This window comes from Burkholderia gladioli, assembly GCF_000959725.1.
In the GTDB taxonomy this organism is placed as follows: Bacteria; Pseudomonadota; Gammaproteobacteria; order Burkholderiales; family Burkholderiaceae; genus Burkholderia; species Burkholderia gladioli.
This window is the reverse complement of record NZ_CP009322.1, coordinates 3,568,914-3,584,960: the sequence shown is the minus strand read 5'-3', so window position 1 is coordinate 3,584,960 and position 16,047 is coordinate 3,568,914. Positions and strand designations below refer to the sequence as shown.

The following is a 16,047-nucleotide window of genomic DNA, read 5'->3' as shown; positions in this document are numbered from 1 at the left end:
GCGCCTTCGTCTCGCCGATCAGCATTTGTCTGTCGGTCATGTCGTCTCCTGCCTTGTCTGTCCCGTTTGCCGGCTTCAGCGCTTGTAGGCCTGCAGGCCCGGCTTGATCGCCTTGTCGTCGAGGAACTGCTTGAGACCCTGCTCGCGGCCATGTTCCGGGTCGCGCAGTTGCGCCTGGTCGAGCTTCGCGTACAGGTAGTCCTCGTTCTGCTCCCAGGTGAGCTCGCGCGAGCGCTTGAAGCCGTGCTTGGCCGCGCGCAGCACGACCGGGTTCTTGTCGATCAGCCGCGCGGCCAGCGCGATGGTCGCCTCGCGCAGCCCGGCGAGCGGCACGCTGCTGTTCACCAGGCCCATCTCGGCCGCCTCGATGCCGGTGAAAGTATCGCCGGTCATGATGTAGTGCAGCGCGCGACGATGCCCGACCGTATCCGCCATCGCCTTGCTGACCAGGTTGCCGGGCGGGATGCCCCAGTTGATCTCCGACAGGCCGAATACCGCCTCCTCCGCGGCGATCGCCAGATCGCAGGCGACCAGCGGCGAGAAGCCCCCGCCGAAGCACCAGCCGTTGACCATCGCGATGGTCGGCTTGCCGTACATGCGCAGGCGGCGCCATTGCCACTCCGACGCGTCGCGCCGCACCTTTTCCTGTAGCGCGTCGGGCCCGCCGTCGATCTCGCGGAAGTACTCCTTCAGGTCCATCCCGGCCGTCCAGGCGGCACCGGCGCCGGTGAGGACCAGCACCTTCGCCTCGTCGTCGAATTCGATCGCGTCCAGGACCTGCAGCATCTCCTGGTTGAGCGTCGGGCTCATCGCGTTGCGCTTGTCGGGGCGGTTCAAGGTGACCCAGGCGATGCCGGCCTCCACCTTCACGTCCACGGTCTGCCAGCGCTTGTCGTACTTGCTCATAGATGTTCCTGTCGTTCGTTTTCATGCCATGACGCACGCAGCACCCCTGCTGCGGACGGTTCAATTTAATATCAGGCTACCTGATATTGCAAGCCGCACGCGCGCCGGTGTAAACCCGGAGCGAAACGACAGGAAGCAGGGAACAATCAGGCGCCGCGGCAGCAGCGGCGGCGAATAGGGAACAGGCGGGTCACGCCGCGCGATGCGGCGGCAGGCTCAGCCGCGCAGGTTGCGCGCGAACAGTTCGAGCGCGCGCTGGACGTGCACGGCATCATCGGCGGAGACATCGCCGAGCATGCGCGTCTCGAGCGGGCGCAGCACGGCTTCGCACTCGCGCAGCATCGCAGCGCCTTCGCCGGTCAGCTTCAGCAGGATCACGCGGCCGTGCGAGGGATCGGCCTCGCGTGTGACGAAGCCACGGCCGGCCATCACGCTCATCACCTCGTTGGCCGATTGCGGCGTGATGAAGGAACGGTCGGCGAGTTGCGCATTCGACAGGGCGCCGCGCGCCTCGAGCACCGACAGTGCCGTGTATTGCGCGAGCGTGATGCCGAGCGGCGCGAGCGCGTCGGTCATGTGGCGACGCAGCAGCCGATCGAGCCCGCCGATCGCGTAGGTCAGACGCTGCGATACGCGGGCCTTCGGCTTGTCGCCCGGTGTGGAGGCGGCGGATTTCGGATTCGCGGGCTGGGCGGGGGCGGACTTCATGGCGCGGGAGGGAGGAAATGGCGGTGATTCTAGCAGCCCGTAGCGTGCCGGCCGGCAAGCCACGCACGCCTCGTTGCCCCTTGTTCATACTGATGTGCTGGAACGTTGCCAGCTAGCACCACGACCTTTATTTGTTTATCAACATCCGCTCGACATCTGCTTGTTCGTCGACGCCCTGTCAAGACTGACCGGCAATCACAGAAGCACGACGCTCTCGCGCATACTCATGCATGTTGACAGGCGTTGTATCAAGGACGCGTGTAACCATTGCAGCAAGGAAACGACCGGGCGTGAGGTCGTCTGGTGTCGCATCTTTACGGATCGTTACCTTCGGCAATCGAGCGATTTCACGATCAACATCGGACGTCGCAACGAACTCCGGCAGATCTTCATCTCCGTCTAATTCAAGCCCAAGCTCGGGGACACCTTCGGCATGCCTTTCCTCTCCCGTATCTGGAATTTCGACACTGTCAGCATATTCCATCAAGACGAGACTAGTAGCGTGGTACGCATCGTCCTCGCGACCAAGCTTAGCCAGCAAGTCAAAAAGCCACGCAGCAGTACGGGGCTCTTTTTGCAAAATGTCAGAACGCAGTCCAAACACAAAACCAAGAGCAGCAAGCGGATGCCTCAACCTCAAATTCTTCGCATCCCCGTAAGATTCCTCGATTCTATTCGGAGCGTTCTTACCGTAGGAAGAATCCATGCGTTTCGTTGAAATCAGTAACTCAGGGCCTGTAGCCCAGTCGGTAATAATGACATCAACCTGCTTGAGGTAGTTCTTCCCAAGGATTGACGCACTAGATGAGGTGACGTCACGAATAGATGCCGCATTAGTAATGCGCTCCGCCACGGCATCGCCCATCTTGCGGGGCAATTCCTTCAGCAATGCAGCGACTGGGGCGGGAAGAATACGTGGGTGCACCGGCCGCGGCCAAGTCTGGTCTCTACCAAATCCAGCTCGTCGCAATTCATAGCTCAGCCATACGTCAAGAGCAAGAGCCGGCACCCCTGATTGAGTCTCCGCTTTCAAATAAAGAGGCACGCCCAACAATAGCGTAAGTGTGTCGTAATCAGGTTCAAAACGTAGCGCTCCGTTTGAGCCCTTAACCCAAGGATTACTATGAACCCCATCCGGAGCGGCAAGATCAACGATTCTGTCAAAAAGAACCCACGCTTTTGCTTTTGCAGATGTCTTAGCGGCCACTGGCTGCCCTCACAGTACGGCGTTGAGCAAGCTCCGATCTCGCTTGCCGAATATATTTGATTTTCGTTGCGGTCAATTCTCCACGTCCCTGCAGAACAACCTCATCGACCATTTCAACGGCACTCAGCAGGCGTCCTGAAGCTAGGAGATCAGCAACTTGTTGCTTGATGTCGCGAAGTGCATCTGCGTGAGCCAAAACCAATGCATGCGAAGGCATTGCCCAAAGGTCGGCCTCCTTGGGCTCGATCTTTAGAATGCCCCCGCCATAAGCACGGCCAACTATCTCGGCGTGCAATAGAGTAACCGAATTCAAACTTGCAAGAGGTAAAAGTTCACGCCCCAACTCTCGATACCGATCGTTCAGATAAACACCATGTACTGAGTTGAGGTGGCGAGCGCCAGCATCATTTGCAGTAAGCCGGGGTGTATCCGCATTCATGCACGTCAGCAACAAATCAGCGGCAGGGACCAGTGGCACTTGATACCAAGTCTTACGAACACGGCATTTGTACGCTGTATCGACGCCAGTGCGATGACCATTTTCTATATATGCCGCTGCTTCCGAGGACGGAGGATTGCGCGGATAAAAGAGGTACGTAGCGTGGCCTTCTCGACCCAACTTCGTGAGCATGGCACGGGAAAGCGAGAGTCCACGCAAATGCGAGCTGCCAGGTGGCGAAAGACGAAGCAACTCACTCCTATGCAAGCCCAACTCCTTCACGCGCTGCGGTGAAAGCGTGAAGTACTTATTGTTGCCCGTAACAATTCCGAGAGTGGTATCTCCCCACGATTCCAAATGTGTGAAAAGACCCTGTTGCTGCAGCTCATGCACTGACTCGATCGCTTTAGGATCAATGAGGCTACTAGTCCACTTGGCGGCCGGATCGGCCGGACGCCAAATCTGACCCGCACCAAGCGTCGCGAGTTCCGCGGCGTTCTTTGCTTGACGAATCGTTGCGTGATTCGCTGGGCCCTCAAGATAGCCATCGGCTAGCAGGAGGACAACATCCGCCTCGGCCTCAGGGAACACCTGCTCATCAAAAAGCACAAGTTCCACGTCACGAAAACGGTTGAAGAGAAAACGACGCACCGGGGCCGCATAGTTTACTGAGAGCAGTTCGGCAGGCAGCACGAGACCAAGTCGTCCACCTTGCTTCAAAAACATTGCGGAATGGACTGTGAATGCGGCCCAACTGGAAGCGAGACCAGTCAGGGACACCCCCCCTCGGAGAGCCGCCTCACGAGATCGGGCGCGAGCCTCACCTGAAAAATCTTGATAACGAATATAGGGCGGATTGCCAATTACAGCGTCGTAGACCGGGGTCGGCTGGACGGCAAAAAAATCGCTGTCCAAGATTTTCGATTTCCCTCCGGCCTCAAGAATGCGTTCACGAGCAATTTGGGCGCTACGCGCGTGAATCTCGACACCACTAACAAGGGGGCGCGAATTTTTCCCTGGATTCAACGTTCGAAGACGATCGACCGCGGCAACAAGGAACGCGGCATCACCTGCGGACGGCTCCAACACAGAGTCATCGGAGGTACGGATGGCCCAACTGACGACGAATCGAGTAATTTCGTCAGGAGTAAAGAAGGCTCCCCGCTCTTTACGAAGTTCTGGCGTATCAAAAAGATCCAAAGAGTGTCCGCGAGTCATTTGTAAATCCTGGAAAGCAGCGCCGCCAGTCCTGATGGATGAGGGGCTGCGCCAACCCCGGCGTACTGGACGGCGCATTCTAGCTCGGCAGCAAAGCAACCGTCGAGGCGAGGAAGTTCCGCCTCACAGCCATCCAGACTCCTGCAAACGGTTGGAATATCTGGCCGGCAGACAATCCGCTGCGACATCAGTTGCTTCCCCTGCCCACGAGCCGTCATTGTAGCCAGAGACACTGTACAAAAATACAGTGCATTGAAGTTTTATCTTGCGTCTGATCGGCACAGCCGCACCGAGCACACCGCCCATCGTGGGTGAGGGGTCAAGATACCCGTGGCGAGCTCAGGATTAGCGGACGCGAAGCACTCGCGAGCACGTCAGGAGGCCCCCCCATGCTAAGCTCATGCCCTGTCGCCCAAAGCAGCCGGACGGCCTCGTGTCGAGCGCAGCCCAGGTCGGTGGCCCGCGCCCGCCCCGCATCGCTAGCGCCACGCAGGCACCCAGCCTGGCCCATCCTCCGGCTGGCAATCGAATCGCACTTTCATCCCCATGTCCGCAGCCGATCCCACCTCCGGTTACCTCAGCGACGTGACCTTCCCCGACCGGTTCCATCGCGAACTGTCGCCGGCCTGGCTGAACTATGCCGGAGTGATCGGCGGCGCGCGTCCCAAGGCGCTCGGCCAACCGTTCCGCTATCTCGACCTGGGTTGCGGCTTCGCGCATTCGACGGTGATCAACGCGGCGGCCTTCCCGCATGCGGAATTCCATGCCTGCGATTTCAACCCGGCCCATATCGAGGTGGCCTCGCGACGCGCGGCCCGGCTCGGCGTGAGCAACACGGTGTTCCACCAGACCAGCTTCGAGGCGCTGCTCGAGGCGGAGCTCCCGCCCTTCGACTTCATCGTGATGCACGGCATCTACAGCTGGGTCGACACCGAGGTCCGGCGCGTGCTGCGGCGGCTGATCTATCGCCGCCTCGCCGATGGCGGGCTGGTCTACCTCAGCTACAACTGCCAGCCGGGCTGGTCGGCCGAGGCGCCGCTGCGCAAGCTGATGCTCGAGCTCGCCCAGGCGGCCGACGGCGGCACCGGGACCCGCACCGGCAGCGCGCTGGCGGGCATGCAGCGGCTCGGCATCCCGAGCCTGCGCTACTTTCGCGACAACCCCGCCGCCACCAAGGCACTCGCGGCCTTCGCCGACGATCCGCTCGACTATCTCGCGCACGAGTTCCTGAACGGCACCTGGGACGTGCATTACTCGGTCGACGTGGTCGACGAGATGGCCGAGGCGGGCCTGGTCTACGCGGGCAGCGCGACGCTGGCCGACAACCATCCGCTGCTGCTGATGGACCGCCCGGCCGCCGATGCGATCGCCGCCTTGCCGAATGCCCGGCTGCGGCACCTGGGTGAGGATTTCGCCGTGAACCGCCGCTTCCGGCGCGATGTCTTCGTGCGCGGCGCGCGTGCGGGTCGCTCGCCCGGCGAGGCGATGCGTGATCTAGACGAACTGGCGATCGGCTGCTCGGGCGCGCTCGAGAAGATCGAGCCGCGCATGACGATTCCACGCGGCGCGCTCGGTTTCCAGCCCGACTTCATCGCCGATCTGCGCGCCTTGCTGGCGGGCGGCGCCTCGCCGATCGGCGAGATCGTCGCGCGGCTCGGCGGTGCGCAGCGCAACGCGCGCGAGATCATGCAGAACCTGCTGTTCCTGGTGGCGGGTGGCTCGCTCACCCCGTTCGCGCGGCCCGGCGGCCCGGATCCGAGCGGCCCGCGCCGCGCCGCGAGCACGGCCACGGCAGCCGCGCTCGCCAGCGGCGAGAATCCCGCGGCGACGGTGTTCGTGCCTTGCGAGGTGCTCGGCAACGGCGTTGCCGTGAGCGGCGAGGAAGCCGCCCAGGCACTCGCCTGGCTGGCGGGGAAACCGGTGGCTTGCCCCGAGCGGCTCGCACGGCTGGGCGTGCTGCGCGGCGGTTGATGGTCGTTGCCGACAACAGCTTGCTAGTAGACGCGCCCGCCAGCTTCGCCATGCCGGGTGCATCGATATCCCCACCGACCTCCGTCGCCAAGCGTGCCGCAGGCTAAAGCACCGGAATCACATCCCCCGCCACGCCCGTCACGATGTTCTTCGATCCACCGCTCAGGAACGCCGACCCGAACTTGTAGAGCTGGTACTTCCGGTTGTTCAGGTAGTTCGAGTCGAAATCCTTCCTCGGCTTCGCCCACTGGTTCGCGATCTCGTCCGCGCTGTACACCTTGTAGCCCGAATCCTCGATGTACTTCGCGCTCCAGTTGTGCAGGCGGGCCAGATACTTCACCCCGGCATCGTATTGCGACTGGTTGATCACGCAGCGCCCCGCGAACATCTTGAGCAGGTGCATCTTGTTGATCGCCCCGCTGTTCAGGATCAGCGCCGAAATGAGCGGCACCCGCGTCGCGTAGTACTTGAACCATGTATTGAATGCGATGGGGTCCTGATGAATCTTCAGTGCCGCGAGCCCCTGGAATTTCTCCTTCGCCTCGGCCACGAACTTCCGGAACAGGTGCAATTCATATAGGCGATAGGCCGTCTTGATCAGCACCTCCACCGCCGACACGACAAAGCTGACCACATGCGCCGCCCCCAGCGAGGCGACCTGCAAACCGAATTGCACGCCCGAGCGCAGCGTCGCGTACAGGTTCTGCGCCGCGATCACCGACATCTTGGTTTCCAGCGCATGCACGATGGTGGCCGGCGTGCCGTCGACCACCTGCACGTCCTGCCCGCTCTGCCATGCCTTGTATCGCTGGAACACGGCCTCGACGAGCGTGTTCACGGCGGTGGCGAGATTCATCGACACGCCGTATGTCGCGTTGGCCACTGTCGACAGAAAACGCTTCACCAGGAAATCGGTCAGGGCCCGCAGATCCTTGAAGGTGTTCTCGTCGATGAAATTTCCCGCCGCGGTCCAGGCCTGCTTGAAGGCGCCGAAGATCTTGTCGGACAGCGCGATCTCGCCGTTGCTCAGCACCTCGGGAGAGCGATGGAACAGGATCCCCGAATCGACCGTGAATTGCGTCGAGGGCGGGTCCGCCGCCTTGGTGCCGGCCCCTAGCGCGTCGAGCTTCTTGGCGAGCTTTTCCGCCTGGGTGCGAACCCCCGTGCTGCTGATGTTCCTGACATCGGTGACGATCTTGCCGGCCTCCTTGCCGGCCTCGGTCGCCCCGAAGGTCAGCCCGGCATTCGACATGTCGAACACCCCGCCCGTCACGATCTGGAACTTGCCGCGCTCGCACTCGAGCTTGGAGAAGAACCAGAGGATGCCGGCGCGCGCATTGGCCATGTCGTCCACCATGAACTGCGCCGATCCCGCCAGCACGTCCAGGTCGACCGAATAGAGCCACGAATACAGGAGGGAGAAGCACTCCGTCTTCTTGTTGCGGGCATTCCGCTTCCACTCGTCGCCCATGCCGCTGCTGCGGCGCCAGGCGAAAAACGCGTTCTCGATGATGCGCAGATTGCCGGGCGACTTGCCCACCTCATAGGCCTTGATGGCCAAGTCGAGCGCCACCAGCCTGGAATCGCGGCGGCCGATCGTCAGTTCGGTCTTTTTCTTCCACTCCTCGTAAGTGAAAGGTAGGGGCTGGAGCCCCATGCGCTGTCTGGATTGCATATTCGACCTTGTCAGCTCTCAATTTGTCGTGCGGCACGGGAAAAATGCTGCGACAGACATCTCGGCCCTCGATGCATCGAAGGCGCCCTCGGTTGTACATCCAGATCGTCTTGAGTGTCTGTCGCACTCAAGAACGCTTGATGCCGTGGATCTATTCCGTGTGCAGCCTCTCGAATTCGACGAGGTGGGCCGACGTGATGCGGTCACGATCGGGGATGAACGTGTCATGGACGTGAAGCGGCGATGACGGCACGACGCCGGCCGAATCGATCTCCGAATCCCCTGCCACTCTCGTCGAACTTCTCACGAGAGATGTCCACCTTCAATCGATGAACCGCCGCCGTCCCGCGAGAACCGCGAACACGGCAACCAACGCACTGACGACGATCAGCACGGCCAACGGGACACGCCAGGCACCGGTGGCGGCATGCAAGGCCCCCATCAGCAGCGGGCCGACAGCCGAGCCGGAATATCCGATGAACTGCGCCATGCTGGACAGCCTGGCCGCCTGGTCGTGATGGTGGGTACGCAGCGCGAACAGCGACAAGCTGGTGGTCATCGAGAAGCCGGCGCCGAGGCCGGCAACAACCAGCCACGCGGCGGATACGGGAGCACCGCTCCAGAGCCCGAGCGCGCCGACGAGCAGAGACGCGCCGCACACGTAGCCCATCGCACGCTGATCCTTCATGCGCTTGATGAGAGGCGCCGAAAGCAGGCTCGTCGCCACCGCGACCACCTGGTAAAGCAGCAGATCGAACCCGGTGGAAGCGGCGGACTCGCCACGCTCCAATCCAATCGACGCGTACCAGGTCACGAGCGAATAGAACACGAACGAATGGCAGGCGAAGAAGCCTGAAATCTGCCAGCCGATCGGGTGTCGCCAGGGCGAGACCGAGCCGGCGGCGCTTTCCTTGCGCACCGAGGGACGGTGTTCGAAGCGCAGTTGCGGCAGCCACGTCGCGAACGCGGCCACGGTGACGATGATGCTCATCCCGATGGCGACGCGCCAACTGGAGCCGGGCAGCGACGCGACGGGCACCGCCAGGCCCGCGGACAGGCCCGCCGCGCTGGCCATGGCCGCGGCGTAGAGGCTGGTGTAGAAGGCGGAGCGCTCCGGGAACTCGCGCTTGACGAGCCCGGGCAGCAGGACATTGCCGATGGCGATGCCGGCGCTCAACAGCAGCATGCCGAGCCAGACGGCACCATCGAACGGGCAGGAACGCACGACGGTGCCGACCAGGATCGCGACCAGCGCGGCACCGATGCCGCGTTCGAGGCCGATTGCCCTGGCGATCGCCGGCGCGACGAGCGACAGCAAGGCGAAAACCAGAAGCGGCAGCGCACCCAGCAGGCCGGCGGCGGAATCGCCGAGCGACAGGTCGGATTGAATCCGGTCGAGAACGGGGCCAAGCGACGTGATCGGTGCGCGCAGATTGGCGCCAACCAGGACGATACCGATGGGGAGAAGATAGCCACGGCGCAATGCGGCCGCGTTGACGTAAGCGGATTTCATGATGCGTGAACCTGCGCAATCGAGCCTGCCGGGAGAGCAAGCCCAATGACTTGCGTTGGTTCACGTTAACGCTTACGCGAGGATCGGGAAGTGGATTGAACCTCGTCTGCGGCGCAGTGTAACGAAGAGAGTTCGCGAGTGCAAGCGAGTGGAACCGGTGGTCGATTCACATGGAATCGCGCGCCACCTCCCTGGATTCGACATGGGCCGACCATTCGTCGAACGAGCCAGCTACCGGTATCGCCCGATCTCGCATCGGCACCCATCATCAGGCTTTGTTTCGAGGCAATGAGCCCGTCGAGCATTCCTGATTTCCACCGGCCGTCGCTTCGCATTCACCACCAACCCGTCGCGCATAACGATTTAAATCCCGCCGAATCGCCCACCCGACAAGCCTTCCCCACCCGCCGCCCGCGCCGCCCGCCGAGCCTCGGAGACTCACCTCGGCATTACCCCCATTCCCAACCCGAAAATAATTCGGCGTCGGTAAAAACCACCTTCACGACACGCTTTTTCACACTCCCGGCGCCGCCTCCCCTGCGTTCGCATACCGCGTTCTAGCTTCGCATCCGCCACACGCCGCTATCGAGCGAGCGCCTACATTAGCCGGAACGAAAGCTCAGGCTGTGACCAGACTCGACGGACCCATGAAACTGCTGCGGATTCTGACCGGCACCCACGCAGGCGCGCAATTGCAGCTCGCGCCCGGCGCGCACCGCATCGGCACGGACGACGCGGCCGACATACGCCTGACGGACTGGCGCGGGGCGGATCTGTGGCTGACGGTGGACGAATCGGGCGTGGTGTCGGCGCAGGCGGTGGCCTCGGCCAACGCGGGCGCGGCGGCCGGCAACCCGACCAGCGGCCCGCTCGAGACCATCCTGCTGATCGACTTCGTGCCGATGCAGTTCGACGGCACGATCCTCTGCGTTGGCGACGAAACCGGCGTCTGGCCGTCGGACTACGAGCTGCTGCAGACGCTGCTGGCCAAGCCGGTGCCGAAGGCCTCGCCGCTGCGCCGCCGCTACCTCGGCATCGCGGCGGCCTGCTTCGGCGTGGGCGCGGTGATCGTGACGGTCTCGGTGCTCTCGACGGTGCAGATGAGCCGCGCGGCCCTGCCGCCGAACGCCGACGACAACGCGCGCCGCGTCACGGAAGCGCTCGCGGCGGCCCGCATCGACGGCCTGAACGCGCACGCGGTGGGCGACACGGTGGTGGTGACGGGCATGCTGGCCAGCTCGGCCGACGATTCGGCGGTGCGCCAGTTGCTGCGCCGCCTGACGATCACCCAGGTCGCGCCGCAATACGACGTCGCGCCCCAGGTGGCGCGCAGCATCGAGGATTCGCTCGGCGTGCCCGGCGCGCGCGTGCAGTACGGCGGCGGCGGGCGCTTCGTGATCAAGGGCTCGGTCGGCAACAAGATGGCGCTCGACGCGGCGATCGCGCGCGTGCGCGCCGATCTCGACCCGAACGTGAAGGACATCGTCGCCGACGTCTCCGAATCGGCCAGCAACGCCACCTCGACGGACGCGACGGCCTATTCGGAAATGATCTCGGCCGACGGCGTGCAGTACGCGCAGACGCCCGACGGCGTGAAGCACATCTACGCCTCGGATCCGCAGGACGCCTCGGCAGCCGACGCGGCGGCGGCAGCCGACAACGCCGCCAATGCCGCCGCGAACGGCGCGGCCGACAGCGGCGTGACGGGCGCGAACGGCACCGTCAGCAGCAACGCGAACACCGGCGTCAGCGCCCCGGCCAAGGTCGCGGCCACCGGCACGGCAGCCAGCGCGCAGGCCACGCCCGCCGCCGGCAAGCCGGCCCGGGCCGGCGCCTCGCGCAAGGACGCGGCCGCCAAGGCGGCCAACGCCCCGGGCGCCCCGGCCCCGCGCAACACGGCCGACGAATTCGTGCCGCTGCCCTCGGCCTCGGCCGAGCTGCCGCGCGCGGCCCGAACCCATGCGCCGATGCCCGCATCGGCCACCCGCCCCGCCGCGCTCGCGCAGCGGGCCGAACCACCGTCCCGGCAGCCGGCTCCGCCGATCGCGGGCTGAGCCCGGCACGTCACCCCAAGGGATCAACCATGTACGAACCGCTCGACCCGTACGCCAAGGATTTCAACGAGATCCGCACGCTGCTCAACGCGCCGGACAGCCAGGACCGCGTCAACGCACTGCGCGCGGCGCTCGACGCGACCGCCGAGAAGATCGGCGCGACGCCGTCGACCAACGAACTCGACCGCAGCAACCTCGCGAAGCTCTATCGCGGCTTCCTCGCGACCTCGCGGGCACTGGCGAAGCTGCAGGAGCAGCGCGCGAACGCGTCGTAACCGATTCGCGGGCGGCCCGCCGTCCTCGAACGCTGCCGGCCGCGCGCGGCCCGGGCCGAAAAGCCCGGCCGGGCCTGGCCGGCAATGAACCGCAGTGGCAGTTCCGTAGTTTTCGCAACCAAACCTAGACACGCGAGGTACACCATGCCTTTTCCGAATATCAGTGGGTCGATGGGCGCCGCCAGCAACGTGCTCGGCGCCGCCGGCAGCCTGGGCGGAGCCGCCAGCACCTTCGGTAGCGCCGCCAACAATGCATTCAACGGCGCCACCAACGCCGCAGCAGGCGGCGCCGATGCCGGGTCGACCGAAGACCAGATGCAGAAGATCAGCGACCAGATGAACCGCATGACGCTCGCTTCGGCGCAGATGCAGCTCCAGCAGAGCATGGCCGCATCGCTGGCCAACGTGATGAAAAGCGGCGCGAGCAACGTCAAAAGCGCATCGCAAGGCGGCTAATCGCGCCAACCGGCGTCGCCTCACGCGGCGCCATCGCGGCGGCCCTGCCCGGTTTCGGGCGGCCGCCTCTTTTTGTTTTCTCGATTCATCCCCGATTTTCCCGACCCGTTAGCGCATCGCATGAGCTCCGACCGATATACCTGGCTGATCGAGGATCTGTGCGCCGTCATCGACCTGCCCGACGTCCAGAACGTACTGGAGACGCGCGCCATCGAAGTGGAAGGATTCGACGTACGCCTCGATTATTTCGATAACGATATCGACGCGATGTATGCGAACTTCCACTATGGAACCGTCACCGCCGGCCGCACCCTGACGATCTTCCGACTGATGCTGGAGGCGAACCTGCTGGTCTACGCCCAGGATCAGGCGCAAATGGGGATCGACACGGATACCGGGAACGTGGTACTGATACTGCGCATCCCGTTCGACAGCGGCGTGGACGGCGCGGAACTGGCGGACCTGCTCGCCCATTACGCGGAACACGGCCGCTACTGGCGGCGCAACATCATGGAATCGAGTGACGACATGTTCGACGGCATCGCATCCGGGGAGTACGTCTGGTTGCGCGCTTGACCGCCCGGCGCCGCTCGGCCGATCAACCCGAGTCTGGCGCCACGCGTAGTCCCCGATGTCGAAATCCGTCTCTCCGCGCGCGCCCATCCGGCGCCGCGTCCCGGCGCCGGCCGATACCCCGGGCGGCCGCACCATCGCCTTCTCCCGCTTCTGGCTGCTGCGCGACGCGGGCCTGCTGATCGCCGACGGCGAGATCGTCGCGATCGGCGCGCGCCCGCTCGCGATCCTGATCCTGCTGATCGACGCCAACGGCCGCGCGGTGCCGGTGGCCACGCTGCGCGACGCGGTCTGGCCGGGCCTCGAGGTCGACACCAATACCGTCCAGTCCCAGATTTCCGCCCTGCGCCGCGCGCTCGGCGACGACCGCGACCTGATCGAGACCGTGCCGGGCCGCGGCTACCGCTTCGCCGGCGACCTGCGCGTGGTGGAGCGGCCCGATATCGACGGCGGCGAGCGCCTGGCGCGCGATGCCGCGCCGCCCGACGAGCTGATGGCGCTGCCCGAGGCCGATGCCGAAGCCGCCGCGCCGCGCGCGCGCGACACGCTCACCCACGCCCAGCCGCATGACCCTACCCCCTTCGTCGGCCGCCACGCCGAGCTGGCCGAGCTGCTGGCCACGGTGCCGGCGGTGCGCGCCGTCACGCTGACCGGCGCGGCCGGGATCGGCAAGACGCGTCTGGCGATCGAGGCCGCGCGCGGCCTGGCGCCGTCCTTTCCGGATGGCGTCGCCTACGTGCCGCTGGCGACGCTGTCGGCGCCCGATCGGGTGGTGCACGCGATCGCCGACGCGCTCGACGTCGACACGCGCGGCGGCGAGCTGGACGCGGCCCAGTTGGCCGAAACCCTGCGGGAACGGCGCTTGCTCGTCGTGCTCGACCACGTCTCGCCGGTACGCCACGCGGTGGCGCGCGTGATCGAGCACCTCACCGCCGCCACCCAGGGCGTGCACGTGCTCGCCACGGGCGACACGCCGCTGGCGGTGGGCGGCGAACGCGCGATCGCGGTGGCGCCGCTCGGCATCTCGGCCGACACGCACCAGCCCTACGATTCCGGCAACAGCGACGCGCTGGCGCTGTTCTTCGCGGCCTTCGCGCGCCGCCAGCGCCGCGACGGCACGCCGCCCGCCGCGCGGCTGCCGGCCGATGCGCTGGCCGCCGCCGCCTCGATCTGCGCCAGCCTCGACGGCATGCCGCATCCGGTCGAGCTGATGGCGGCCGACCTGGCCGCCGCGCTGGCCTCGAACGGCGACGTGCGCTCGGTGTTCGTGGCCTGCGCCACCGACCTGGACCGCTTCCTCGCGCAACGCTCGGGCTCGCGGCGGCGCCTGTTGCCCCATGCGGACCTGCAGTTCGCCTGCCTCGATTTCGTGCATGGCCGGCTCGACCCCGGCACGCGCACCACGCTGCGCCGGCTCGGCGTGTTCCACGGCGCCTTCGAGGAAGGCGCGGCGATCGAGCTGCTGATCGCCTTCGACCGCGCGATCGGCCTCGACGACACGCCGGCCGAGGCGGCCCGCCGGCGGCTGCGCCAACTGGTCAGCGCGGGCCTGGTCGACGACGTGGAATGCGACGGCGAGCTGCGCCTGCAACTGCCGCCCTCGGTGCGCCGCTTCGCGCTGGCCACGCTGGCGCGCACGCCCGAGCGCGCCACGCCGGGCGCGCTGCACGCGGCGCTGATCGCGCGCATCGTGGCGCGCCGCTTCGGCGCCGGCCCGTTCCTCGCGCCGCCTTCGGTGCGCCACGACCTGGCCGACCTGCGCGCCGCGCTCGAATGGGCGATCGACACCGGCAAGCCGGAACTGGGCGCGGACCTGCTCGACCATTCCGCGCCGCTGTGGGTGCGGCTCGCGCTCGGCGACGAATACGTCGGCTGGGCGCGGCGCGTGGCGATCTGCGGCAACGACGGCGAGGTGCGCCGGATCCGCCCCGAGATGCGCGTGGCGGCGGCGCTCGCCAACGCGCTGACCTGCAAGCGCAACGCCGCCGGCGAGGCGGCCCTGCAATGGCAGCGCGCCTACGAGATCGCCAGTGCCTGCGCCGACAATTCCACCCGGCTGCGCGCGCTGCTGCACCTGTTCTTCCGCGCCCAGATCCGCGGCGAAACCGATCGCGCGCGCGAGTTCGCGCGCAAGTACGCCGAGATCGCCGACGCGGCGCACTGGCCGGCCGCGCAGCACAACGCACGGCTGATCGAGGGCCTGCTGCGCGCCTATACCGGCGACCTGCACATGGCGATCCCGCTGCTCAGCGGCATGCCCGACGGGCCCAACGTCGCGCTGCCCGACGTGATCCGCGAGGCGCGCGCGCTGGCCACGCGGCATGGGCTGTCGCTGCACCTGATCGCCGGCGCGGCGCTGTCGACCGTGCAATGGCTGGTGGGCGGCACGCCGCGAGAATGCGAGATTCCCGAGCTGAACGCCACCGACAACGAGCCGCTGTCCTGCTGCGTGGCGCTGCGCCATGCCTGCGCGCTGGCGGTGGTGGACGACGACGCGCCGCGCGCCGAAGCCTACGCCGCGGCGCTGGTCGAACTGGCCAGCTCGACCGCGCCGCGCCGCTGGCTGCGCACCGGGCTGGACGTGCAGCGCTGGCTGCTGAGCCGGCAGGGCGACGCCTCGGCCGCGCTATCGCTGGTGGAGGAGATCGCGCGCCGCTTCGAATCGCATCGCGTGCCGCCGGTCGAGCTGGCCTTCGTCACCACCCTGCTGCCGGCGATCCCCGTGGCCACCACGCCGGCGCTGGCCGACACGCTCGCGCAGGGCATCGCCCAGGCGGTGCGCCGCGCCGATCGCACCGGCGAGCGCTGGACCATGCCCTGGCTGCTGCATCTGCAAGGCGTGCTGTCGCGCGCGCGCGGCGAGGCGCACGAGGTTACGCGGCGCGGCTTCCTGCAGGCGCTGCGCTGCGCCACCGAGCAGGGCGCCTATCGCATCGTCGAGCGGATCCGCGCCGATCTCGACGCGCTCGACGGCACCGCCGGCGGCTGATCGGCCGCCGCATCACATCTGCATCGACATCCACATCCGCATTCGCATCGACGCGGCGGACGC

General features: G+C 65.8%; 12 protein-coding genes. 6 read left to right on the top strand and 6 right to left on the bottom strand.

The genetic code is table 11. The features are described 5' to 3' along the window. Positions 1-75: 75 nt before the first annotated feature. From BM43_RS15390 to BM43_RS38905, 4 genes are all read right to left on the bottom strand, one after another. Complete coding sequence (locus tag BM43_RS15390; RefSeq protein WP_036032814.1) at positions 76-906, bottom strand: p-hydroxycinnamoyl CoA hydratase/lyase; 831 nt, start codon at positions 904-906, stop codon at positions 76-78. 216 nt (positions 907-1,122) lie between these two features. Further along, a complete protein-coding gene (locus BM43_RS15385) occupies positions 1,123-1,614 on the bottom strand; it encodes a MarR family winged helix-turn-helix transcriptional regulator (protein WP_025097476.1) in 492 nt (163 codons plus the stop codon). Between the two features lie 178 nt (positions 1,615-1,792). Next, the gene (locus BM43_RS38910; RefSeq protein WP_080742110.1) at positions 1,793-2,821 is read right to left on the bottom strand and encodes a hypothetical protein; all 1,029 of its coding nucleotides are present in this window, start codon (positions 2,819-2,821) and stop codon (positions 1,793-1,795) included. Then, positions 2,811-4,478 (bottom strand): HsdM family class I SAM-dependent methyltransferase, encoded by a 1,668-nt coding sequence (locus BM43_RS38905; RefSeq protein WP_080742109.1) that lies wholly within the window; start codon positions 4,476-4,478, stop codon positions 2,811-2,813. The genes BM43_RS38910 and BM43_RS38905 overlap by 11 nt, the downstream gene beginning before the upstream one ends. A gap of 546 nt (positions 4,479-5,024) precedes the next feature. Between BM43_RS38905 and BM43_RS15375 the strand changes: the two genes are divergently transcribed. Continuing rightward, the gene (locus BM43_RS15375) at positions 5,025-6,449 is read left to right on the top strand and encodes a class I SAM-dependent methyltransferase (RefSeq protein WP_036054841.1); all 1,425 of its coding nucleotides are present in this window, start codon (positions 5,025-5,027) and stop codon (positions 6,447-6,449) included. A gap of 103 nt (positions 6,450-6,552) precedes the next feature. Here the strand turns inward: BM43_RS15375 and BM43_RS15370 are convergent, their stop codons facing one another. Both BM43_RS15370 and BM43_RS15365 read right to left on the bottom strand, forming a co-directional pair. Then, positions 6,553-8,106: a hypothetical protein gene (locus BM43_RS15370; RefSeq protein ID WP_036054842.1), complete on the bottom strand. Its 1,554-nt coding sequence runs from the start codon at positions 8,104-8,106 to the stop codon at positions 6,553-6,555. Positions 8,107-8,446: 340 nt separating this feature from the next. Further along, positions 8,447-9,637 carry an MFS transporter gene (locus BM43_RS15365; protein ID WP_036054844.1) on the bottom strand — a complete coding sequence of 397 codons (1,191 nt, stop codon included), beginning with the start codon at positions 9,635-9,637 and terminating at the stop codon, positions 8,447-8,449. A gap of 647 nt (positions 9,638-10,284) precedes the next feature. On the opposite strand from BM43_RS15365, the gene BM43_RS15360 reads away from it, so the two are divergent. The 5 genes from BM43_RS15360 (at position 10,285) to BM43_RS15340 (ending at position 15,984) form a co-directional block, all read left to right on the top strand. After that, positions 10,285-11,691: a hypothetical protein gene (locus tag BM43_RS15360; protein WP_036054846.1), complete on the top strand. Its 1,407-nt coding sequence runs from the start codon at positions 10,285-10,287 to the stop codon at positions 11,689-11,691. A 29-nt stretch (positions 11,692-11,720) separates the two neighbouring features. Continuing rightward, on the top strand, positions 11,721-11,966 hold the full coding sequence (locus BM43_RS15355) for a hypothetical protein (protein WP_013689020.1): 246 nt from the start codon (positions 11,721-11,723) through the stop codon (positions 11,964-11,966). A 171-nt stretch (positions 11,967-12,137) separates the two neighbouring features. After that, entirely contained in the window at positions 12,138-12,422 is a 285-nt protein-coding gene (locus BM43_RS15350; RefSeq protein WP_172535078.1) for a hypothetical protein, read from the top strand. Between the two features lie 120 nt (positions 12,423-12,542). Continuing rightward, positions 12,543-12,998, top strand: coding sequence for a CesT family type III secretion system chaperone (locus BM43_RS15345; RefSeq protein WP_013689018.1), 456 nt, complete (start codon positions 12,543-12,545; stop codon positions 12,996-12,998). 55 nt (positions 12,999-13,053) lie between these two features. Beyond that, on the top strand, positions 13,054-15,984 hold the full coding sequence (locus BM43_RS15340) for an ATP-binding protein (RefSeq protein ID WP_036054850.1): 2,931 nt from the start codon (positions 13,054-13,056) through the stop codon (positions 15,982-15,984). Positions 15,985-16,047: the final 63 nt, after the last annotated feature.